This window comes from Shewanella sp. GutCb, assembly GCF_002836135.1.
Lineage (GTDB): Bacteria > Pseudomonadota > Gammaproteobacteria > Enterobacterales > Shewanellaceae > Shewanella.
The window spans coordinates 134,747-156,026 of record NZ_PJBL01000001.1 but is presented as its reverse complement, the minus strand read 5'-3'; the positions used below and the strand labels follow the sequence as shown (position 1 = coordinate 156,026).

Annotated in this window: 18 protein-coding genes; 10 read left to right on the top strand and 8 right to left on the bottom strand. The window is 40.7% G+C overall.

Annotation, left to right across the window (positions count from 1 at the left end):
* Positions 1 to 108: 108 nt before the first annotated feature.
* Positions 109 to 1,386, top strand: coding sequence for an outer membrane protein transport protein (locus CXF86_RS00710; RefSeq protein ID WP_308303108.1), 1,278 nt, complete (start codon positions 109 to 111; stop codon positions 1,384 to 1,386).
* A gap of 1,104 nt (positions 1,387 to 2,490) precedes the next feature.
* Here CXF86_RS00710 and CXF86_RS00705 read toward each other — a convergent pair.
* Entirely contained in the window at positions 2,491 to 2,940 is a 450-nt protein-coding gene (locus CXF86_RS00705; protein ID WP_102038094.1) for a DUF1842 domain-containing protein, read from the bottom strand.
* Positions 2,941 to 3,317: 377 nt separating this feature from the next.
* Positions 3,318 to 4,982 carry a methyl-accepting chemotaxis protein gene (locus tag CXF86_RS00700; RefSeq protein WP_102038093.1) on the bottom strand — a complete coding sequence of 555 codons (1,665 nt, stop codon included), beginning with the start codon at positions 4,980 to 4,982 and terminating at the stop codon, positions 3,318 to 3,320.
* 637 nt (positions 4,983 to 5,619) lie between these two features.
* Here CXF86_RS00700 and CXF86_RS00695 point away from each other — a divergent pair.
* On the top strand, positions 5,620 to 5,886 hold the full coding sequence (locus tag CXF86_RS00695; protein WP_102038092.1) for a RebB family R body protein: 267 nt from the start codon (positions 5,620 to 5,622) through the stop codon (positions 5,884 to 5,886).
* Positions 5,887 to 6,026: 140 nt separating this feature from the next.
* Here the strand turns inward: CXF86_RS00695 and CXF86_RS00690 are convergent, their stop codons facing one another.
* Entirely contained in the window at positions 6,027 to 6,428 is a 402-nt protein-coding gene (locus CXF86_RS00690) for a hypothetical protein (RefSeq protein ID WP_102038196.1), read from the bottom strand.
* 179 nt (positions 6,429 to 6,607) lie between these two features.
* Between CXF86_RS00690 and CXF86_RS00685 the strand changes: the two genes are divergently transcribed.
* Positions 6,608 to 6,925, top strand: a complete 318-nt coding sequence (locus CXF86_RS00685; RefSeq protein ID WP_101093221.1) for a hypothetical protein — start codon at positions 6,608 to 6,610, stop codon at positions 6,923 to 6,925.
* 34 nt (positions 6,926 to 6,959) lie between these two features.
* On the opposite strand, the gene CXF86_RS00680 is transcribed toward CXF86_RS00685, so the two are convergent.
* Both CXF86_RS00680 and CXF86_RS00675 read right to left on the bottom strand, forming a co-directional pair.
* The gene (locus CXF86_RS00680) at positions 6,960 to 7,859 is read right to left on the bottom strand and encodes an AraC family transcriptional regulator (RefSeq protein WP_102038091.1); all 900 of its coding nucleotides are present in this window, start codon (positions 7,857 to 7,859) and stop codon (positions 6,960 to 6,962) included.
* A gap of 111 nt (positions 7,860 to 7,970) precedes the next feature.
* Complete coding sequence (locus tag CXF86_RS00675; RefSeq protein WP_102038090.1) at positions 7,971 to 9,581, bottom strand: Ig-like domain-containing protein; 1,611 nt, start codon at positions 9,579 to 9,581, stop codon at positions 7,971 to 7,973.
* Between the two features lie 570 nt (positions 9,582 to 10,151).
* Here CXF86_RS00675 and CXF86_RS00670 point away from each other — a divergent pair.
* The gene (locus CXF86_RS00670) at positions 10,152 to 11,183 is read left to right on the top strand and encodes a patatin-like phospholipase family protein (protein WP_101098036.1); all 1,032 of its coding nucleotides are present in this window, start codon (positions 10,152 to 10,154) and stop codon (positions 11,181 to 11,183) included.
* 41 nt (positions 11,184 to 11,224) lie between these two features.
* Here CXF86_RS00670 and CXF86_RS00665 read toward each other — a convergent pair whose 3' ends face one another.
* Both CXF86_RS00665 and CXF86_RS00660 read right to left on the bottom strand, forming a co-directional pair.
* Positions 11,225 to 12,463 (bottom strand): DUF2325 domain-containing protein, encoded by a 1,239-nt coding sequence (locus CXF86_RS00665; protein ID WP_180960977.1) that lies wholly within the window; start codon positions 12,461 to 12,463, stop codon positions 11,225 to 11,227.
* Between the two features lie 419 nt (positions 12,464 to 12,882).
* The gene (locus CXF86_RS00660) at positions 12,883 to 13,503 is read right to left on the bottom strand and encodes a hypothetical protein (protein WP_101089179.1); all 621 of its coding nucleotides are present in this window, start codon (positions 13,501 to 13,503) and stop codon (positions 12,883 to 12,885) included.
* 530 nt (positions 13,504 to 14,033) lie between these two features.
* On the opposite strand from CXF86_RS00660, the gene CXF86_RS00655 reads away from it, so the two are divergent.
* From CXF86_RS00655 to CXF86_RS00635, 5 genes are all read left to right on the top strand, one after another.
* A complete protein-coding gene (locus tag CXF86_RS00655) occupies positions 14,034 to 14,417 on the top strand; it encodes a hypothetical protein (protein WP_102038088.1) in 384 nt (127 codons plus the stop codon).
* 199 nt (positions 14,418 to 14,616) lie between these two features.
* On the top strand, positions 14,617 to 15,261 hold the full coding sequence (locus tag CXF86_RS00650; protein ID WP_232775153.1) for a D-Ala-D-Ala carboxypeptidase family metallohydrolase: 645 nt from the start codon (positions 14,617 to 14,619) through the stop codon (positions 15,259 to 15,261).
* 129 nt (positions 15,262 to 15,390) lie between these two features.
* On the top strand, positions 15,391 to 16,083 hold the full coding sequence (locus CXF86_RS00645) for a transposase (RefSeq protein ID WP_102038087.1): 693 nt from the start codon (positions 15,391 to 15,393) through the stop codon (positions 16,081 to 16,083).
* A 106-nt stretch (positions 16,084 to 16,189) separates the two neighbouring features.
* On the top strand, positions 16,190 to 16,495 hold the full coding sequence (locus CXF86_RS00640) for a transposase (protein ID WP_180960976.1): 306 nt from the start codon (positions 16,190 to 16,192) through the stop codon (positions 16,493 to 16,495).
* Positions 16,496 to 16,567: 72 nt separating this feature from the next.
* The gene (locus CXF86_RS00635; RefSeq protein WP_102038086.1) at positions 16,568 to 17,050 is read left to right on the top strand and encodes a hypothetical protein; all 483 of its coding nucleotides are present in this window, start codon (positions 16,568 to 16,570) and stop codon (positions 17,048 to 17,050) included.
* Positions 17,051 to 18,021: 971 nt separating this feature from the next.
* Here the strand turns inward: CXF86_RS00635 and CXF86_RS00620 are convergent.
* Positions 18,022 to 18,417: a PDDEXK-like family protein gene (locus tag CXF86_RS00620; RefSeq protein WP_102038085.1), complete on the bottom strand. Its 396-nt coding sequence runs from the start codon at positions 18,415 to 18,417 to the stop codon at positions 18,022 to 18,024.
* 729 nt (positions 18,418 to 19,146) lie between these two features.
* Here CXF86_RS00620 and CXF86_RS00615 point away from each other — a divergent pair.
* The gene (locus tag CXF86_RS00615) at positions 19,147 to 21,114 is read left to right on the top strand and encodes an ORC-CDC6 family AAA ATPase (protein ID WP_102038084.1); all 1,968 of its coding nucleotides are present in this window, start codon (positions 19,147 to 19,149) and stop codon (positions 21,112 to 21,114) included.
* Positions 21,115 to 21,280: the final 166 nt, after the last annotated feature.

Here is a 21,280-nt window from a genome sequence, read left to right as displayed (position 1 = left end):
AAACGTCGGCCTGCATGGCTGCGTTTATTCAGTCAAGGCAAGTACGATAAACCAAATTCGATAAGCTCGGAAAGAGCAGGATCCAAAGGATAGTAAACTATGAGGGAGATGAGTCGATTGAATAAGAAGGTTATTATTGGCGCAGCGATATTGTTTTCACAACAGGCATATTGCGCTGGCTTTCAGCTAAATGCGCAATCAAACGCAGGCCTGGGACGCGCATTTGCCGGAGATGCGGTCATTGCAGATAACGCGTCCTCTATGTCGCGTAATCCCGCCACTATGGCACTGTTTAATGAGCCCGCTTTGTCAGTAGGTTTCATCAGCATCACTTCCATGATCGAAGTCAAAGATGCGCTTTATAGCCGAGAGTTATATAGCCAAGGGGCTCTCGTCGATAGCTCGGTTCAATCAGCAAACTATGATGATGCTGGCGACATGGCTATCGCTCCTAACATTCACTTTATCATGCCAGTCAATGACCGGTTTGCTTGGGGCATTAACGCGTATTCCAACTTTGGTACTAAAACAGAATATAGTGATGATTACATTGCTGGTGAGTTTGGTGGCCAGAGTGAAGTTAAGAGTTACAATCTTGGTTTATCCGCCTCTTATCGGATTAATGAGCATCTTAGCCTTGGGGCTGGGCTGGATATCATTGCCAGTACAGGTAAGCTCAAAAGGAGTTTACAGCCAACAGACACTAATCTACTGACGGTCGATGCTAAAGGTTGGGGGCTGGGGTTTAATCTGGGGGCTGTGTATGAGCTAGATGATAATAACCGCTTTGGTTTGTCATATCGTTATAGCCCTACAATAGAAACTGAGGGCGATGTCGATTACGCGGGTTATATGGCCGAGTCCGGCCCTATCGACGATACACTACCGATCCCGCTGCCAAGCATGGTTGAATTTTCTGGTTTCCATCATCTCGAAAATACTAATATCGCGCTACATTATAGTATTCAATGGATAGGTTGGAGCGTGTTTGAAAGTCTGGATGCCGATACCAGTGGCACACTGAATAATTATGAGTGGAAAGATGGTTGGCACTACGCTATTGGTGCGACTTACTACCTGAATAATACTTGGACCCTTAGAGCTGGTTATCTATACGATGTCAGTGCACAAGATCAATTTACCTCTATTTCGGTGCCGGATTCCGATAGACAATTTTTCTCAACTGGTTTTACATATCAGTTAACGCAAAACTCCAATATGGATTTTGGGTTTACTTATGTATTAGGCCAAGATGTGAGTGTGGTGGAATCAAAACCTATGATCCCGATAGATATCGCCAGCGGTACCTATTTGGCCACAAACCTTACGGCAACGAGTCATGCCAATGCCATGATGGTCGGATTGCAATATAACCGTACTTTTTAGACTCGTGGGTTAAAACAGAGCTAACACAGCGCTTAAAAAACAGCTGAAAATATGCCTTTCAGGATCCTGACGGGCATATTTACTTATAATTCACTGACTATCACTAGAACCTCAAAAATTTTACCAAACATATTCCGTTAACAAACTGTTGAGTCAATAACATCCCTTTAAAACCTTTGTGCCGTTGAATAATCCCCTCTTTATCTGACTATCTTTTTGGCTCTATCAGCAACTACTTTTAACACTCGCTACAAGTGGTTACTCATCACAGCATAGGCGCAGACATCAATGGTAAAGATGGTCGCCAATTCTAACACCGCGAAGCAACCCACTTACGCCGATGCTCGAAATCATCAGCCGCCCTGGCATCTATTCCACATAGAAGAGCTTTACGTACCACTCTTGAGTACTACTTTATACTTACCAAAGTGAGGTAATACTCATACACTATAGCTATTGACGATCCCTATCATAAATATATATTAGTTGCACTGTTCAATTAAATTCAGGGATAAAATCAACTTTACCCCATAGATTTAATAGGAATAAAACTAATCTCTCACCACTAAATAAAGAAAAGGAATTTCTAAATGAAAAAAATAATTTCAATTACTTCTGCCCTCGTATTTACTGCAACTATTTCATTTGCTACATATGCGAGTCCATGTGAAAAAGATCCTGATTGCCCTTCACTATTTTGCCTATGCTTAATACACGTATAATTAAGTTAATAATGGAAAGCCTTTCCATTTAAAAGTTGAAACAATACAGGTACCTTTCTAACTTAAAATTTTTCGGGGTAGAATAGGTATCTGAATATCAAATGACGGTTTTATACAGTTGTAGTAACAAAAATAATGGGTGGCCATGTTATCTATCTACCGATGCAGAAAAAGCCCAGCTCAAGCAGATGTTTTATCTGCAGAGTTATTAACTCTTCCAGTTAACTCTATTGGAATTGAAACGCAGCATTAGCTGCGTTTTTTGTGGCCGCGTTCAAAATATGCCATTAATGATTGGTTCCAGAGAGGGTTGTTTGACCTGCTTGTTAACTCATCTAAGGGTATAAATAGCTCACAATAGCCCTCTCTTAGAACCACTACTTTATACTAGTGTTTTCTTCGCATATTCTTTTGTTACTTCAGCCAGCTTTGATATAGGTAATGACTCTGATAGTTCTACTTTTGCAATATCACAATCATGCCATTCACCATTGTCCAAGTATTGAAAACTAGCACTACCTGACTGCCAATTGTCTGCCAGTGACATTCTTATCTTGGTATTCTCTACACCATTAAGGCTAATGCCATCCAACACAACAAGAATATTGCACGATGCCATAGTGCACATATACGACCATTCACCGCTGAGCTTAGATAAAACATTTACAGGCTTCGCTGTTGCCTGAAAGACTCTACCAAATCCAGTCACCTGTTTACCTGCAACATGCAGGTCGACATGCAGTGAGACACCACCCGGTAAATGGTTGGTGATGAGGTAAGATACGTTGAATACACCTTGTAGCTGTTCTTGTGAGCTTTGTAATTGAGTCATGTGATAATTCCTTTTCTGATTGTCTGTAAAGTGTCCATTTCTACATACCAGTTTAAATGACTACCAAGTCCTTCAAACTGATGTCGCTATAAAGACTAGAACAATCGATAGAATTAACCTTCTGATTATATTCCGGTGTTATTTAATATTTTTTTAGCTTTTAAATCAGCTGGATACACTTTATAAAAAGGTGTGTCTTCTAAGACACATGAGGGTTTTTCTGGGTCTAGCCATCAAATATTGAAGCGTGATTAAAGGCTAGTTTAGCGTTCCATTTTTAACCAATGATAATGGCTGGCCATGTTATCGACTCTCGTTACCCACCAATAAAAAGGGAAGCGATAAGCTTCCCTTTTTATTGCGTCGGCTCTTAGCCTCTATACCTTAAACTGTCCAACCAAACGCCCGAGAGTATCGCCTTCTTGAGTCAGCTTGTGGCTCACTCCAGAAGTACTTTGGCTCGAACTCATTAACTCGTTGACGATATCCTGAATCGTAAACACGTTACGGTTAATCTCTTCGGTCACTGAGCTTTGCTCCGTTGCTGCGGTTGCTATCTGAGTACTCATATCATTAATCGATGTTACGGCCGATGTCACCGCGCCAAGGCTCTCAGAGATGGCTCTGGACGACTCAACCGAACGTAAACAGCTCTGCTGACTTGCATCCATGGTACTTACAGCCAATGACACTAAATTGTGAAGCTCACTCAGCATTTCATTAATTTCCAAGGTACTGGTCTGAGTCCTGCTGGCTAAGCTGCGCACTTCATCGGCAACCACGGCAAATCCTCGACCCTGCTCACCGGCCCTCGCCGCCTCAATGGCTGCATTTAACGCCAATAGATTCGTTTGCTCGGCAATACCACCAATCACAGTCAATACACTGTTAATTTTCTGAGATTGTTCACGCAGGGAGTTAATATGCGCTGCAGCCGTGTCGATTTCAGACATTAATGATGAGACTTCGGTTAATGAAGTGTCGACACAATTTTGAGCCTTGGTCACATCTCCAGTCGCCGCGAGCGTTGCCTCCGCCACTTGCGAAGTATTGAGTGCGACCTCATTCGCGGTAGCCGACATCTCAGTGATTGCGGTGACAACCTGATCTGTCTCATTGTTATGACTAGCTAATTGCTCAGCCATCACTTGTGTCTGACTATTAATATTGTCTGCGCCACTCTTTACCTCTTGGGTGACATTTGCGACGTCTTTGATGATCCCCTGCAACTTATCAACAAACAGGTTAAAAGCTCGCCCAAGCTGGGCTATCTCATCATGCCCCTCAATGTGGAGTCGCTTAGTCAGATCCCCTTCTCCTTTGGCAATATCTTCTAAATTAGTCACCATATTTCTAATCGGGTGAATCATTCGCTGAGCAATAAATAACACTGCAACCGTTATCAAGAACACAATAATAAGGACGATAATCAAGATGGTTATCGCCTTATCTTGCATATTCTGTGTAATAACATCCCGATACTCACTAACCTCTGCTTCGATATCATCAACATAAGCACCGGTCCCAATTAACCAATCGGTACCAGGGATCATCTCACCGTAACCAATTTTCTCAACTAAGCCATTCCCACCAGGTTTATCATTGTGATAACTAAAAATACCATCACCGCTTCTGGCAGCCCTAAGTAAACCGACAACAACTTTTTTGCCGTTGGCATCTGTCATTCCAAGATAATTATTTCCTTCTCTATCAGCGCTAGCACCATGAAAAATACTAATTCCCTGTTCATCATAGATGAAGAAATAACCCGACTTACCGAAATGCACGTTACGCAATGCAGCTTTCACATCTCCTTGTTCGCCCAGGGACCGCTGGTAAACAACGATTTGAACGCCAATTTCAATCTCTTCTTTTAGCATCGTCTTGCGATCTAGAATTAATTTATCTTTGAAAGAAGTAATATTTCTTTCAAGGTTATTCGACTCGATATTGTAGGTAATAGCCATTAAGCTAAAAAAGATCACCACCACAGGTAAAAGAGCAAATAGCAATAATTTATTCTTCAGACTCATATTTATCATTATTTTTATTCTCCAAGAATAACTTTTAGTCGGTATATAACGAGCAAGATCTATCATTTACCCAACCAAATTAATACAAATAAATAACACGCATTTCAATAGTTATAACTTGATCACATTGAGACTTTTACGAGCCTGCGTAACAACGCAGAACTGATGCGAACTGTAGGAAAGAAAGGAGATGTGGATCGGGATGGATCCAACATAAAGAACTAAAAAAGGCAGCCATAAGCTTTAATGCCGATCCTTTAGTGATTTATCGTTCGGTTGACTGTTCCTTTGGATGCTTAAGAATCTAAGTCCTATCTCTAGATCTCTGGTTTTATACAATATTTTCAAAATATTGACATGATAAATAATTATGGGTGGCCAAGTTATTAACTTGGGAAGGCTATCAGAAGGTAATTCTGAGCGAGTCTAGTTACAGTCATAACTCGAAATAATTTGGCACTATTTGTTAGACGGCTAGATAGGATAGCCATGTTATTTAGATATCACCTCCACGACTATTGCAATGAGTAAGTACTTTGCATTAGAGGCTTGAGGCAGTTTCTTAATCTTAGAGGAACATCTCGATAAACAGATAAACTCGCGGTCATTAAAGCCGCTCTACTTAACGAGTTTAAAGGAATAAACTATGGCATTTCCAACAGCAGTAAATAGTCAAATCACCGACTCGGTATCCCAGGTAAACACTAAAGTTCTTGGTGATGCGCCCGCTGTAGCAACCGGTAACTTCATGCTAGCAACCAGTCAGGCGTTGTCGAATGCGGCTCACAACGCAACAACTGGCCAGCAAAACAACAGCGTTACGGCTCAGGCTACACTTGTGCAGGGGGTAAATACCATGTTTACCATCGATGTCGCATCGGCAGCGGAAGGCACTGCAAAGATTTACCGATAAGGTCAATACCTCTGGCGATATTGATAGGGAAAACCAACCAATATCGCCAATTATCTGAAATAGCATAACGGCAATAAATAGTCATGGTGGCCATGTTATTTTCCCACTTATTCATGTTATTCCTATCAGAGGAAAGCTTCCTAAACCAACGCCAACAAACCATGCTGTAGTCCAATAGCATTGGCTACACTTGTCAATCTGTCCTTTATCGCCTGTTCAATACCAGTACCGTTCTGAATCAAGTCATTAACGGCAATAAAGGCGATAGTCTTCAGACTACTGCTGTCATAGTGATAAGCGTAACCCGGCTCTACAATCCAACCCTCTCCACCTTCTGCGCTCACAGCCGTCAGCAGTGGTGTTTTTTCTTCCAATGTCCTGACCAGAGTAAAGTCAAAAGACAAGATGCAATCTTCATTACCGTACCAATCCGCTTTTACCGCCTGAAAATTAATCCATAACTCGAGCTGGGTTAACAACGGCTTAAGCGAATTCGAAAATTTACCCTCGGCCACTATCGTAATTGGGAGTTCTTGCTGCATATTTTCATTCACTTTAATCATGAGCCATCAGTCATTCTGGTTATAACGTTAGATTTTGCTATCTAACGATCCCTGATGCAACCGTCAGCCAGTAAAAGCGTCGATAAATCGTTCAGTTATGGTACAGCATTCTGCCGCTATATTAATTATCAAAGTAGATGATTAAGCAGAGGCGACAGATGAAGCAATTAACGAAGATGTTAGCAACAGCAGTAAAAACGGTAACCACTATCGCCCTGACCTTGTTTATCTCAATTGGCAGCGCTCATGCTTCCTTAAATACTGCTGTAACAGCAAATTTAGTGAACTCTAAAACTGATAATAACTTGTTAATTTGCCAATATCAGACAGTAACAGGTAGCCATTTTCAGGTGTTTGATAAGGTTTTGGACAATGAGTATGCCTGCCCAACTAACATGCAGGTCGCCCACGAGACTATGCTTACCGATGCTGAAAAAGCCCAGATGAAACAGATGCTCTCTCTGCAGAATTATTAACTCTGGGATAAATAGGGTCAGAGTCTGTTCCTATTTATTGCATTGGCTCTTCAGCGCTCTTTTTCCGCTTAAAGGCTGCCGGAGTGAAACCTGTTAACCGTTTGAAATATTTATTAAAGTGGGTGATATCTTCGAAACCTAGATCATCAGCAGTTTGTTGTACTGATAGACCGTCCATAACGAGCTTGCGCTTGATCTCAAGCGTGATTCTGAAATCGATTAATTGCTTGGTTGTGCGGCCACAGCATGATTTGCATAGCAGGTTTAAGTTCTTGTAGCTTGTGTGCATCCACTGTGCATATTGAAGGGCTTCCCTAGCCTCGAAGAAATGTTGTTCCACTAGACTGATAAACTGGTCGAAGCGATCTTTTTGGTGCTCACTCAAGTGGCTAAGATGACTCTTTCTCTGCCGGCCTAATTTGATCAATAAGCTGGAGATCAGTAACTGCACCACCACATCATCGTCAGCTCCCTCATAAATGGCCTTTTTCACCTCCCTTAACAGCACGGTGCAGCTCTCGTTTAAATCCGCTGGTAGTGTCGTTAGCACGGGCGATGACGCCATGCTTTGATGAAACGGAGCAAAGTAAGAAGTGCGTATATTGGAAGCGCTATCGGAGAAGAAGTCCGTGCTAATGTTGACCATAGTACCTTGTGGTAAATCCTCTGGATCGAAGGCGTGTACTTGATTGCGATTAACAAAAATAACACTGCCCGACTGGTAGGGATAGTGTTTGAAGTCGATTAGATGTTGCCCTTGCCCTTTGGTAATGAACAGGAAACAGAAATAATTCACTCGGTGGGGTTGGTAGGGATCGAAGTCGTAGCGACTGAGCCTTTCGCGGAAGCACTCAAGATCCATAACTTCGATACCAGAGTTCTCTATAGAGGGAGCTCGGTAGTGAATGTTGGGAATTGAATCACAATTGTTCATGCATGCCACTATAACACCTCCTTAAAAGAGTGTCTGTGTAGGGACTGGTTAGCCAGCGACAAGTCGCCGCTGGCCAAAGAGTACTAGCAAAAGATGACTAGCAAGAGAGTACTATAAGTGTATTTTCCCTATACGACTGGCTCGCTCATCATAGTCATCCTCATGACAGCCTGAACAGCTATCAAAAGCACGAAGCCAGGGCTTCATGTAGTCACCATCTGCCGAGAAGTGTCTTGGGTCTTCCTTTGCCCCCTCGAGATCGATCTTGAGCAAGTGAGATGAACTTGGCATATGACAGTCAGTACACTTGGCGATGAACTCGTGAGCGCCAGCAGCTATTTCGCTACCAGGGACGTCGGCAAATTCCTTGGTATGACAATCGGTACACTGTCTTACCATCGCGTCTTCATGACCCGGCTGATCCTGATTGAGTTCAGAGCGGTGAGGGTTATGACAAGTTGAGCAGGTGAAGTCCTTCTTCTTACCCATAGCCTCGCCAGTATCCGGATCGGTTCCTATCAAGGTTGTCGCAGCATGACGGCCACCACGGCCATCTCGGCGCCCTTCGGGACCAAAGCCGGAGGTCCGCAACAAGCGTGCATTCAGGGTTACGCCACCAAATTCCTGCTCAAAGGGAGACTGATAGTCCGGGTAGCGTCTGACGGCATCATCGGTGGTATGACACTCCTGACAGGTAGCCGCCTTAGCATATCCCATATCCTCTGAAGTGTAATCTCCGGTAACACGTGCTTCAGCTAGTTTAACAATATTATGTTTTGACGGGCCCTTAACGTGTTCACTACCGCCGCCATGACAACTTTCACACTGAACCCCGGTCATAGCGAACGTACCGCCCATTCCCGGCATATCATCTTGTCTGTTTAGGTTTCGATAATCACCGGTGCCTTCGGTGTAATCTTGCCAACCGGTAGTGTGACATCTGCCGCAGTAATCATAGCCATGTGAATCCGGTGCATCATTCGGGTTCCAGGGCCACGCCATGTGGGCATTCGCTTCAGTCCCCTCTGGAACAGGGAATGTACCAACCGCATTCCCGGTCATGATGTAGCCATTCTGGTCGATGAACATGGTACTGCTTTTGTAACCACCGATAACGTAACTGATATCGGCCCAGCTGGAAGGGTTACCCAGCGTGTTGTTTACATCGAAAAACTCCAAGATTCCATTAGGAATAGAGGAAAACGGGTAGATAGGTTTCTCTCCATTAACCTTAGTCAGCTTGAAGTTATGGCCGGTCTCGAAAAAGGTTTTCTTATCTGTATGACAGGTAATACAGGTATTGGAACCGACATAGGCCAGAGCCACTTCATCTGATAGCACCACGACAGTGACTATCGACTCTGCCTCGCCACCATTACCATCTGAGATGGTGTAATTGAGTGTTGTGGCACCGACTTTATCTGACACGAACAAGATTTTATTTTCTTTAATCAATGCCGTTCCTGCGCCTGATGTCACGGTCACGGTTTCGATAGTCAATGGGTCACCATCGGCATCGGTATCGTTGGCCAAGGCGTCGATCAGAATACTGGTACCGACAATCGCTTCAGCATTGCTTGGATTAGCAATCGGTGGATTATTTTCAGCTGGAGGAGGAGTTGACTCATTATCATCATCGCTGCCACATGCACTCAGAAGGCTGAGAAGCATGGCTGCAATGAGCGTCTTGCGTGGGGCACTGCGCCCGTTAAATTTCATCATCATCATTTCCCTTTATTAGTTGATACAACGGCCCCTAGGTATGGGATTTAGCCCGGAGCGCATTAATTTGTTCATTTGTTAAATTAATGCTAATGCCCATGTCAAAGTAGGTCAGTAAGGGACTGGAAATTGCCGATTAAATACCGAAAGAGAGGAGTGTGAACCAAAGCAGTCACTGGGGCTCATCGAAAGCTGTGATTAACGAATGAGCCACAACATTGGCGCGTCATAGCGGTTGCAAGGAGGATAAGGACGGGGGGTCATTCTTGCTCAGGAGTCAGAGAAGCACCACGACCATAGTTGCCGTAGATCATAGAATAAATAGGTGTCTATGATGGGTTTTTATCTTCTCCCTATACATTGATTACCAAATGTTTTTTGATTATTAATCAAGTATCATCCTAGTTACAAAAGCAGTTAACAAAGATAAAATGCATCCACTAATTAAATTTAACCTGTTAATTCTCTTATTTAAAGATTAACTCTTTTATTAATATTCACTCATGCATTATTTAATATTAAGAACAACTACCTAGCCTATGCAGCACTTGTTTTTATTAAGGTCAATTTATGTCATTAAATCCTTATTTACCTATTAAACTAGAGGATAACTGCCCTCACATTGATAATAAATTCAACTCAGTTTCATTCCCCATAGCTCACACGGCGCTGGTTGCTGAAGGGGGAGGACAAAGAGGAATATTTACTGCTGGTGTTCTCGATAGTTGGCTTGAGAAAGGCTTTAACCCTTTTAAATTACTCATAGGAACCTCTGCTGGAGCACAAAATCTATCAAGTTATATTACCAATCAACCTGGTTTTGCCCAGACATCTATTGCGAGTTTGTCACGAGACCCCCACTTTTTTAACCTAGGGAGACCGCTAATAGGAAGAAGTACAATCGACCTCGACTGGTATTTTAATCGAGTAGGAGTGGTAAACGAAAAAGGAAACGGATTACTCACGCATAAATTAAATACCGAGTGTGGTTTTAAACGTTTGAAGCAGCGTGAACTACTTATTTCAACCACCAATAGTTCTAATTATCAGGCTCAATTTTTTAGTCCTAATCAAGATAATTGGCTCACTCTCTTAAAAGCTTCAAGTGCTCTTCCGTTTTTGTACAGAAAAGGAGTAAAACTTGGGGATGAGTTTCATGTTGACGGAGGACTATCCGCACCTCTTCCTGTTGAAGAAGCCTATAAACGTGGCGCTCATAAAATAGTTGTAATACGTACTTTACCAAAAGAGTATTCAGCTCATACTCCTTGGATTTATCGTTTAAAATCTTGGATATGTTCATCAAACCAATGCCCAAAAGCTATAGACTACTTTGTGCATCATGAACATGCCTACCGTGAATCACTTAAATTTATTGAGTCCCCTCCTCCCGGTGTTGAAGTTATCCAAATTTTTCCAGATAAAGGATTAAAGAGCAGACTATTAGGCAGTAAAGAGTCCGACATCCATCTCGATTATCAACAGGGCAAACAAGCTGGAAATAAATTTATGGATCAGCATTTACAATCCCTAGTCGAATTTCAGCCCTTAGTCCCAGAAATAAATAAACGAACTGAAGCTAGAGTCGCTCGCTATTGTTAATACTCAAGATAGAGAACCACTATGGGTAGCCAGGTTATTTTTTATAAGTTGACGCAGCTTATTTCATTGGCCACGTCATCCATCGCTTTAGCAAAGCTTGATATGCCAGAAGAGGGGATGAACAAGTGACGCTTATTATGTTGCTTACAGAATCGCTTCAATCTGTAGTAGGCGTCGTGGCTGATGCAATCGGAGGCGCAAATAACCGCATCGGCAGACCACAACATGGCATCTAAGCGCTTGCTACGGTCTTGGACACCGCCATCATGATGGCTGAATTCGCCATTACAACGAGACACCAGCTCCCTATATTGTTCAGTCATGCGCTGCAGGCCACCAACACATAAAATTTTCAGACCCTTAAGGTCTGGACAATCGGTGCAAGAAGCGGCACTGCATCTATTACAAGGAGACAGACTCTGCTTTACTAACCCTTCTAGAGATCGGGATTCTTGCTTCTGTAGTTGCAATTTTTGAGTTAAACCCAAAATATTATCTTCACTGTGTTGCAGTTTTTGCTGCCACTGCAGTTTCTGTTTATCTAAAATCTCAAGCGAGACATTTTTACTCGCCAGTTCGTTATGTAGCTGCTTTAGTTCAAGCGCCGCTGCATTATTATTTCCTTCTCGTTCTAGGCGCTGGCAGTGCTCTTTGAGTTGCAAATTGTCCGCCTTAATTTCCGCCAGCTGTTGTTGTAGTTCACCTAGCTGTCGCTCTTTACTAGAGATAGTCTGATGGGCTTTTTGCTGACTTTTATCTAACGATTTTTTCAGTTCTAACAACTCCTTTTCAACAGTGTGTAGGCGTTTAAGATCCGCTCCCTGGCCAGCCCCAATCTGATGAGACAACATATGAATGGTTTCATAAGCCATTTCTTCAATAGTCAGATCACACAAAGGGTGCGTTAACAGTGCCCATAGGGCTTCGGCGCTGGCTCCTCGATCTATATGTTGCTGCCAGACTGGTTTGAGCTCATCGCGACATTTAATCAGACCAAAACGCTTTATAGCGGCAGTAAACTTTTTATCTAGGTGCTTTTGTACCGTCAAAGACAGGTGATGTTTAACGTCACAGTTAGAAACGATCCAAGTGTGTAGCCAGTAATCACTTTTTCGAGCCTGTTCTTTGTCGACAATTTTCTCTGCCAGCTTACGGATCTCAGATGTCGTCAAACAGGTACCTATGACAGGACATAGCAGTTTAGCGCTTAGCTCCCACAGTTTACGTTTACCTTTAAAGCAATTAAATGCCTGTGTTCCAGTGGCTGAGATATCACACATGCAGTCCTCCTTAATTCTGTCGCAGTTAAACTTGTCTTTAGCAATGATTGAGTCGTCAATGGTATTAGTGCAACTAACATATCGCATATGATAATAGTTATCATTCGCATGAATAGGAAGTGTTACTTGAGAATATTTTTCGCGAAAGAATAATTATGGGGGCAATGTTATTTTGGTTTTTGTGACCGCGTTCAACACATGGCTTTAATGATGAGTGTCTATGGTTAGCTGTTGGGTAAAAAGAGGATTGAGAGAGAAAAATTGATGTAGGTGATCGGTTTAAACTGCAATGACCGTTCGCAATCGCCGCAATACGCACACTCATGCGGTTGCCCTGCTAGGACATTAAATAGAGCCTAAATATAATATCTAAGCTCTACTCCGTTGGAAATAAATTAAGCTGCCTATTAATCCATTTACTAGAAAATACTGGAGAAGAATTTACCTACTGAAGAAATTGCCCCAGAAGTCCAATTTGCAATTGATTTTCCAGCATTACTGAACCATTCCCCGATATCATTGAAGAAGTTAACAATCGAGCTTGCTAGATTTGCAAAAAACTTCCCTACAGAAATAAGCAAAGTAGTAAAAAATGCACCAATTGCTTCAGTCGCTGATAAAATGCGCTTTTGCTGCCCTGGATGATCAATCCCTGCTTTAATCAACTTATCGTAGTTTTTATTAATTAGTGCATCAGACGCTTTTTTTGCTTCAGCTTTCTGATTCTCCATCGCTTCTACAAATGAATTGGTTGTTGCATCATTAGGTTTTTTATTGTCTTTCAATATAGTAACTGATGCTGTGGCGCCACTCCTTTGGCCTTCAACAAATGAGTTTGTATCGTTTTTATACGCCTCTAAGTCAGCTGTAACTTCCGAATTACCAGCGACATCTGTTGCTTTAAAAGCCATTAACCCTGAGTCATTTGTTGCGCTAGCGTAAAGTAAATCAACCGGAACAGAATAAGTATGAGTTGCACCTGACTTATGGTGTTCACGCATTGCATTCATATGATGTACGAAAGATTCTTGAGCATTCATAGTATTTATCCATTTAGAGTATGCAAGATAATTGGCCTATATCCTTAGCCAATGATTTCGAGCTATAACTTTAGCTAGCGTTGACTGAAATCTCCTTCTGATAACCTTCTTACGCCACTTCCCTATTCCGTTTTAATATAAATCTAGAGCCAGAATTCCGTTAAGGTTATTGATTTAAAGCGTAAATTACGGATTGCTTTCTAGATGGAGAATAGTGAAGCATCCTTATATTCCACTATCTTCAGTTAACCTTCCTTTAAGCGCTTCTAGCTCAGTAAAAACCAAAGGTTGATAGCGACGATCGATAGCCTCCCATTATTAATCAGTCGAAAATTCTAGACTAATGAGCGTACTTCTAGGGCAAGGCATAACAACTTCCTACTTAAGCAATGCCTAAAGCCTAATGAGAGGCACTAAAACATGTAATTAATGATGGGTGTCTATAACTGGCTCAAATACACAACTGTATACACATAAGTATTCAACATGGTAATGTAAAGCCAAATTTGTGGTTTTTGAGTAAATATTTTATGAATTTCATTCTTAATAATTGTGGCAACAGGGTCTATAGCGAACACTACAACCTTGAAAATGTTGTATATGATTTCAGCAGAGACGCGAATAACAACCACTTGTTCAGCAGCATTAGGAAGGGAGATGAAGTTGTAGTTCTGTCTTACGCTGACATCAACAGCAGGGACAGTGTAGTAGCTGTAACATATTGTTTTGAACGTTTAGAATTAACACACGATTATTACAAGGCAGGTAGAACATCACCGCCTTGCGGCTTAGTGATCGGCTACGAGTTAATGAAATATACGTTTTTAAAGTTTCAAGCTGTGGTTATGTTCCCTGAGATGTTTGATAAGAATGGTAACTTCAAACGTGGTGTAAATATTAAGGAACATGCGTAACAATTAATGATGGGTGCCTATGCAATTCCTCTTTCAAAAACTTAGTAGGTGGTCGTTATTTATGCCATTAACTGTGGCTGGCACCTTTTGCCCGAGCGAAAGCAGCTCGCGAAGAGATCTAAGAATGTGCTGATATCCATCCTATACTCAATCAAAGGCGATCGGCCTTTGATTGCTATTGACGGCCTAGGGAATGGATATGAATGTATTACGAATAGTACTGTTATTACTGGTGGTGATGCCTATCACCACGGTCGCCGATGTCGATAAGCAAACCCTCGATAAAATCTATCAGCTAGATATTAAGCTCACCGAAGAAGACTTGCTCGTTAAGGTGCAGGGCTATCCGGTGCCAACCTACGACGCCTTTCATGGTTGGTTGATTATTAACGACGTCGAAGATCGCTACGATGAGATAACAGCATTCTTTGCTAAACAGGGCGTCGAGAAAGTTATTCCTATTTACTTAGCGATGTTGCAAGGCACTAGTTGGGAGATGAAAGGCACCTCCGTTTTTACCTTTCCCGAGGTCGACCAATGGCAGAGCATGGCTAATACGCTGATCTTTTTACAGCAGGAAATAGTGCCGATTATCGGCGATGTGATTCCGGTCTCTGGTGACCGTTCCGATGAGTATAATCGCCTCGCTGGCGGTGCCGGACAGAGTAAGCACATGCAGTTCTGCGCCTTGGACATGGTGCCGGTTAAGAGCTACTCCCGCGAGGAATTAATGTCAAAGCTGAAGGAGATACATCGTAAGGTAGGGCAGAAATACCAGGCCGGTTTGGGTATCTATGGCGGTATTCGGTTTCATATCGACACCTGCGGCTTCCGCCAGTGGTAGTGAACAAGTGGAACAAGTGGGGTCAGAGTAAACTAGAACAAGTGGGGTCAGAACAAGTGGGGTCAGAGTAAACTAAAATTATTCACCTATACTCCTTAGCATAATGAGCTTTGCAAAAGGAACTTGCACATGCCAAGAAAGGCTAGAGCCAACCCTATAGGTGTACCTCAGCATATCATTCAACGCGGTAACAATCGCCAAGCCTGCTTTACTTCACAACAAGACTTTATTGCCTATGCAGGATGGTTAAAAGATTACAGCAAGAAATTTCATGTTGAAATCCATGCTTGGGTCTTCATGACAAACCACGTTCATCTACTTTGCACACCACGTAGAGCGAATGCTATTAGTCAAATGATGCAATCCCTTGGTCGACAATATGTAAGGTATTTCAATTACACCTATAAACGCTCAGGAACACTATGGGAGGGACGATTTAAGTCTTGCCTTGTACAAACAGAAGACTACTTAATTCAACTCTATCGCTATATAGAGCTTAATCCAGTTAGAGCCGATATGGTCAATGACCCTTGTGAATATGAATGGTCGAGTTATCAAGTCAATGCCCTAGGGAAAGCCTCGCAACTTTGTACACCTCACCCGGCTTACCTTGCGATTAACCCCAAAGAAAAAGCACGACAAACATGTTATCGAGCACTGTTTAAATATCATCTAGACACTAAGATCATTGACGATATTCGACAAGCAACCCACAAAGGCATGGCTATCGGAAATGATAAGTTTAAAGATGAGATAGAAAAACTAACAGGCAAAAGCATGAGACCAAAGAAACTAGGGCGACCTTCTAAGGCAACAGAATAAACTTTACTCTGACCCCACTTATTGTTGTTGTATTGTTGTTGTACAAACAGAAGACTACTTAATTAAACTCTATCGCTATATAGAGCTTAATCCAGTTAGAGCCGATATGGTCAATGACCCTTGTGAATATGAATGGTCGAGTTATCAAGTCAATGCCCTAGGGAAAGCCTCGCAACTTTGTACACATCACCCGGCTTACCTTGCGATTAACCCCAAAGAAAAAGCACGACAAACATGTTATCGAGCACTGTTTAAATATCATCTAGACACTAAAATCATTGACGATATTCGACAAGCAACCCACAAAGGCATGGCTATCGGAAATGATAAGTTTAAAGATGAGATAGAAAAACTGACAGGCAAAAGCATGAGACCAAAGAGACTAGGGCGACCTTCTAAGGCAACAGAATAAAGTTTACTCTGACCCCACTTATTTTTAACGATTAAAAGTTATGTTTGGCCGGCGGTATATGGTCAAGAGTACGTGCGTAATAAGCTCGCTGAAAGTTATAGCTCAGCGCGACACCTTGTTACATCCGAAGGCACCACTTCTCCGGTTATGCTCTGGGATCCAGCAAACGGCTTCGCTGATTCTGTTAATGCATTATTAGCAGAAATATCTACTGGGCAAGCCCCTTATCAATATGATTTTACGAGTGTTGGGGATGTTGCATTGACTCATATGACTCTATCGGGATCTACCGATGATGGTCATGCCGAGTGGGCTATTTGGGGCGGGGCATCGGGTAGCATGCCAGATCTAAAACTGCCAACAGCTTTAGATGCAAAGTTTGACTCTCTTAATTTACCTAATTTACGAATTGGTATTAGAGGATACGACTCAGTTAAACCATTAAATGAATGGCGTAGGTTATTAGCCGACAGAAATCACATGACAGATGATGAAATCAGTGTGCTTGATTATCAAACCAACTATATGGAGCTGACTGTTTTTATTGAAGATTAGTTTTATATAAGGTTTTTATCACTGCAGATAAAACTAAAAAAGACAGCATAATCTGTAATGCCAGTAAGTTAAGCTTACTGGCATTAACCCAAAAGGTCGCTTTTTCAATATCTATAGCTTCTAATCCCAACCTAACACCAAAGCAGCACGACCTATCACGACCTATAGCCACCCATGTTAAATCATAACTAAAGCTTAGTAAGAGGCACAAAAGCTTGTAATTAATGATGGGTCTCTATGATTGGTTCCCCTGTTTAAATATCATCTAGACACTAAGATCATTGACGATATTCGACAAGCAACCCACAAAGGCATGGCTATCGGAAATGATAAGTTTAAAGATGAGATAGAAAAAATAACAGGCAAAAGCATGAGACCAAAAAGACTAGGGCGACCTTCTAAGGCAACAGAATAAAGTTTACTCTGACCCCACTTATTTGTATCCCAAAACACCAAATCAGCTAGATTGAAATTAAGTTTACTCTGACCCCAACTATTCCAGTTTACTCTGACCCCAACTATTCCTAGGGAAAGCCTCGCAACTTTGTACACCTCACCCGGCTTACCTTGCGATTAACCCCAAAGAAAAAGCACGACAAACATGTTATCGAGCACTGTTTAAATATCACCTAGACACTAAGATCATTGACGATATTCGACAAGCAACCCACAAAGGCATGGCTATCGGAAATGATAAGTTTAAAGATGAGATAGAAAAAATAACAGGCAAAAGCATGAGACCAAAGAAACTAGGGCGACCTTCTAAGGCAACAGAATAAAGTTTACTCTGACCCCAATTGTTTAGTTTAAAGATGAGATAGAAAAACTGACAGGCAAAAGCATGAGACCAAAGAAACTAGGGCGACCTTCTAAGGCAACAGAATAAAGTTTACTCTGACCCCACTTATTTTAAAAGCTTAGTAGGTCGTCGTTATTTATGCCATTAACTATGGCTGGCACCTTTACTAGTCCTAGATCGTGCTAAATGCTTTGATAAATGGTTTAGCGTGCTGATGGAACTTGATATGTCCCTTAGCTTTCAGAGGCTTTCTCTTCTGCATAAAAGGTTTCATAATATAGCCCCAATTTGCAGATTTAGAAAAATAGATAACAAAGTCGATTTTGGCATCCCCCCACCTATTTTCGACTTGAAAACTTTCATCATTAGTTTCAACAGTTTTGATTTGGATTCGATAAAAATTGTCACCATCGCTAATCAGTAAATCTGTTTTCATGTCATGATCAATGATAGGCGTGAAAACTTCCCAACCATCATAAGTTAACCAGCTGACAGCTAGCGTTTCGAAAGAGGTATTTCTGTAGTAGTTATTCGCAGGAGCAGTTCTTTGAACGTGTTTGACAGGCATAATTGTATCCAATACTTAATTGATGCCGCATACCAGTCAGTGGCGTTCTGTATGCGAACAGGCTCCTCTTTAGGGAGGAAACCCCAATTGAATATCACAATACAACCGTATGGTTTGTATCAAATAGAAAGGCGGCCAGCCCTACGTTTCACCCGTAAGAGTTTACTAAGCATTAATCTATTAACAGGCTGTATAGCCTGTGATAAAAATGATTTCGTACAAATTAACAACTATTAATCACTATAGCAAGTAGCTAATGCGATTAATAATGGCTGTCTATGATTAGTTTTTACCAACCTAACACCAAAGCAGCACGACCTATAGCCACCCATGTTAAATCATAACTAAAGCTTAGTAAGAGGCACAAAAACTTGTAATTAATGATGGGTCTCTATGATTGGTTTAGTATTTACACTCATAATTACGTTAATGACTTGAAAGCCATACAAAAAATAGGGTATTGTTTCGCCAGCTAAGGAAATGCAGGCAAGACTCAACTCTCTTGTAAAAAGTGCAAGCAATAGAGACACCGCCAACAGGGAAGAAACGCGCACAACTCTTGTAAGGCTCTTATGTTAGTCAAGAAAAGAGTCACGCAAGCATTTGATTTACATCAAACTCCCCTCTTTAGCTCTCACCAAATTGTGACGAACATGCATATCCAAAAGTACAAAACTAGTAAGATTAAAGTTAAGTTTCCTCAGTTCCAATTGTTCAAAGGAAGTTAAATTGAATAAAATTAATGAGTTATTACTTCAAATAGGTAAAAGAGCTGAAAGGAAAGATGATGATTACCTCGTAAAATCATTTGTTCAATTAGGGCATGTGTTTACTTTATTAAAAAGCGATGATAACCAAATAATTCATGGAAGAAGAGGAACAGGAAAAACACATCTTCTTAAGTTTCTAAAAAATAAGATCTACAAAAAAAATGAAATAGTAATAGAAGTAGATATGAGATGCCTAGGTTCCACAAGTGGAATATATGCAGATACAACTATAAATATAAGTGAACGTTCTACGAGGTTACTTACAGATACTTTATGTGAAATCCATCAAGCTATTTTAGATCAAATAAGTATAAATTCAGATTGTGACATATCTGAAATTGCACCTTATCTCGACTCATTCGTAGAACTTTCTACAAACACCTCAATAGATGAAAATAAAGCTATTGAAGAGATGAACGGATGCTCAGAAGAGCATAATCGATCAACGGATCTAAGTCTAGCTACAACTCCTTCTTTAAATTTTAAAGCAAATAAATCAAATAAATCGACCAATTCAACTTCAAATAGAACCACTTATTCCGGTAGAGAAAAGTTAAAACTACACTTCGGAGCAATAACTAAATCACTTCAAAAAATTATAAATTTAATTCCAAATAGAAAACTATGGATACTACTAGATGAGTGGAGTGAAATACCATTAGATCTTCAACCATTTCTCGCTGATTCATTAAAAAAAATTCTTTTTGCTATACCAAATGTAGTTGTTAAAATTGCTTCTATCGAACATCGCTCTAGGTTTAGAGCAATACATAACGGTCTAAACATTGGATTAGAACTGTCATCTGATGCATCGACTTCGATTAACCTGGATGAATTTATGGTTTTCGATAATGATAAAGATAAAGCTATTAACTTTTTCAAGGAATTAATTCACAGACACTGCATAGCATTAGATGAAGATAATATTTGTTCTGAATCGCCTCAAAAATTCATAAGTGAAACTTTTACTCAAAGTTCCGTTTTCGAAGAATTTGTAAGAGCATCTGAAGGTATTCCACGAGATGCAATTCACATTATATCTAATGCTGCAATGCATTCAGAGAACAGAAAAATATCAATTTCTGCAATCAGACAATCTGCAAGAAGATGGTATACCACCAACAAAAGTAAAGATATTAATTCCAATGAAGATGCGGTTCACTTATTAGACTGGATCATAAATAAAGTAATCGCTGAAAAACATACTCGTGGTTTCTTAGTAAGATCTGATATCAAAGAAGATCTACTTGAATTTCTTTATGACTCTAGGATTATTCACCTAGTGAAGCAAGGTGTTTCAGCAAAAAGCCATAAAGGAAAGAGATTTAATCTCTATGTATTAGACTATGGTTGCTATGCTGACTTACTTTCAACCAAAGATGAACCTAAAGGAATTTTGTTCGAAGAGGGTAAGTATATTGAAATTCCAAAAATTGATTTTAGAACAATAAATAATTCTATTTTAGATATACATGAGTATAACTCAACTGGACTTTTACCTCTTTATAACTCGACTGATGACATCTATCTTCATGCGAAACTCAATGGAAATATGATATCACTTGAAAATGAAATCAATCAAGAACTCCTTAACACATTACCAAGCAACTTTAATAAGTTAAAAATAAAAGACACCGTTTATATACCAATAATATTTTCTGGGTTAGTTATAAGAACAGAATTAGGATATGAAAGAAGTACTGGTGCAGAAATTACAAACACATTCAACCAATACTTTTCAGACATCAACAACCAAAAAAAGCCTAATAATATATCTAGAGCTTTACGAGAGAATGAAACAGTTAGATCTGAAAAGTGGTTACAAGTACATGTTTCGGGTAGTACTTTTGTATTTTCATTATCAGATGATTGGCAAATTCACTGGAACGAATATTTCAAAGTTGAGAATTTATTTCAAACTAACTAACAAGAAAAAACAGAACAGTCATATCTATTGTCTTATTTTCTATCCACTACTAGGTTTTAAGTTACCTTAACTTGGCCTAATGTGGGATAGATATTATAACCAACAATAAATGAGGTCAGTGCAAACTTAATCCCAAAACAAAAAAAGCGACCCAAAGGGTCGCTTT

Excerpts from the sequence above, each read along its gene's own strand:
- CXF86_RS00655 (WP_102038088.1), top strand. The coding sequence starts at position 14,034 with ATGAATTTCATTCTTAATAATTGTGGCAACAGGGTCTATAGCGAACAC.
- CXF86_RS00685 (WP_101093221.1), top strand. The coding sequence starts at position 6,608 with ATGAAGCAATTAACGAAGATGTTAGCAACAGCAGTAAAAACGGTAACC.
- CXF86_RS00680 (WP_102038091.1), bottom strand. The coding sequence starts at position 7,859 with ATGAACAATTGTGATTCAATTCCCAACATTCACTACCGAGCTCCCTCT.
- CXF86_RS00700 (WP_102038093.1), bottom strand. The coding sequence starts at position 4,982 with ATGATAAATATGAGTCTGAAGAATAAATTATTGCTATTTGCTCTTTTA.
- CXF86_RS00695 (WP_102038092.1), top strand. The coding sequence starts at position 5,620 with ATGGCATTTCCAACAGCAGTAAATAGTCAAATCACCGACTCGGTATCC.
- CXF86_RS00675 (WP_102038090.1), bottom strand. The coding sequence starts at position 9,581 with ATGATGAAATTTAACGGGCGCAGTGCCCCACGCAAGACGCTCATTGCA.
- CXF86_RS00640 (WP_180960976.1), top strand. The coding sequence starts at position 16,190 with ATGGTCAATGACCCTTGTGAATATGAATGGTCGAGTTATCAAGTCAAT.
- CXF86_RS00710 (WP_308303108.1), top strand. The coding sequence starts at position 109 with ATGAGTCGATTGAATAAGAAGGTTATTATTGGCGCAGCGATATTGTTT.
- CXF86_RS00650 (WP_232775153.1), top strand. The coding sequence starts at position 14,617 with ATGAATGTATTACGAATAGTACTGTTATTACTGGTGGTGATGCCTATC.
- CXF86_RS00620 (WP_102038085.1), bottom strand. The coding sequence starts at position 18,417 with ATGCCTGTCAAACACGTTCAAAGAACTGCTCCTGCGAATAACTACTAC.
- CXF86_RS00670 (WP_101098036.1), top strand. The coding sequence starts at position 10,152 with ATGTCATTAAATCCTTATTTACCTATTAAACTAGAGGATAACTGCCCT.
- CXF86_RS00645 (WP_102038087.1), top strand. The coding sequence starts at position 15,391 with ATGCCAAGAAAGGCTAGAGCCAACCCTATAGGTGTACCTCAGCATATC.
- CXF86_RS00705 (WP_102038094.1), bottom strand. The coding sequence starts at position 2,940 with ATGACTCAATTACAAAGCTCACAAGAACAGCTACAAGGTGTATTCAAC.
- CXF86_RS00660 (WP_101089179.1), bottom strand. The coding sequence starts at position 13,503 with ATGAATGCTCAAGAATCTTTCGTACATCATATGAATGCAATGCGTGAA.
- CXF86_RS00665 (WP_180960977.1), bottom strand. The coding sequence starts at position 12,463 with ATGTGTGATATCTCAGCCACTGGAACACAGGCATTTAATTGCTTTAAA.
- CXF86_RS00690 (WP_102038196.1), bottom strand. The coding sequence starts at position 6,428 with ATGCAGCAAGAACTCCCAATTACGATAGTGGCCGAGGGTAAATTTTCG.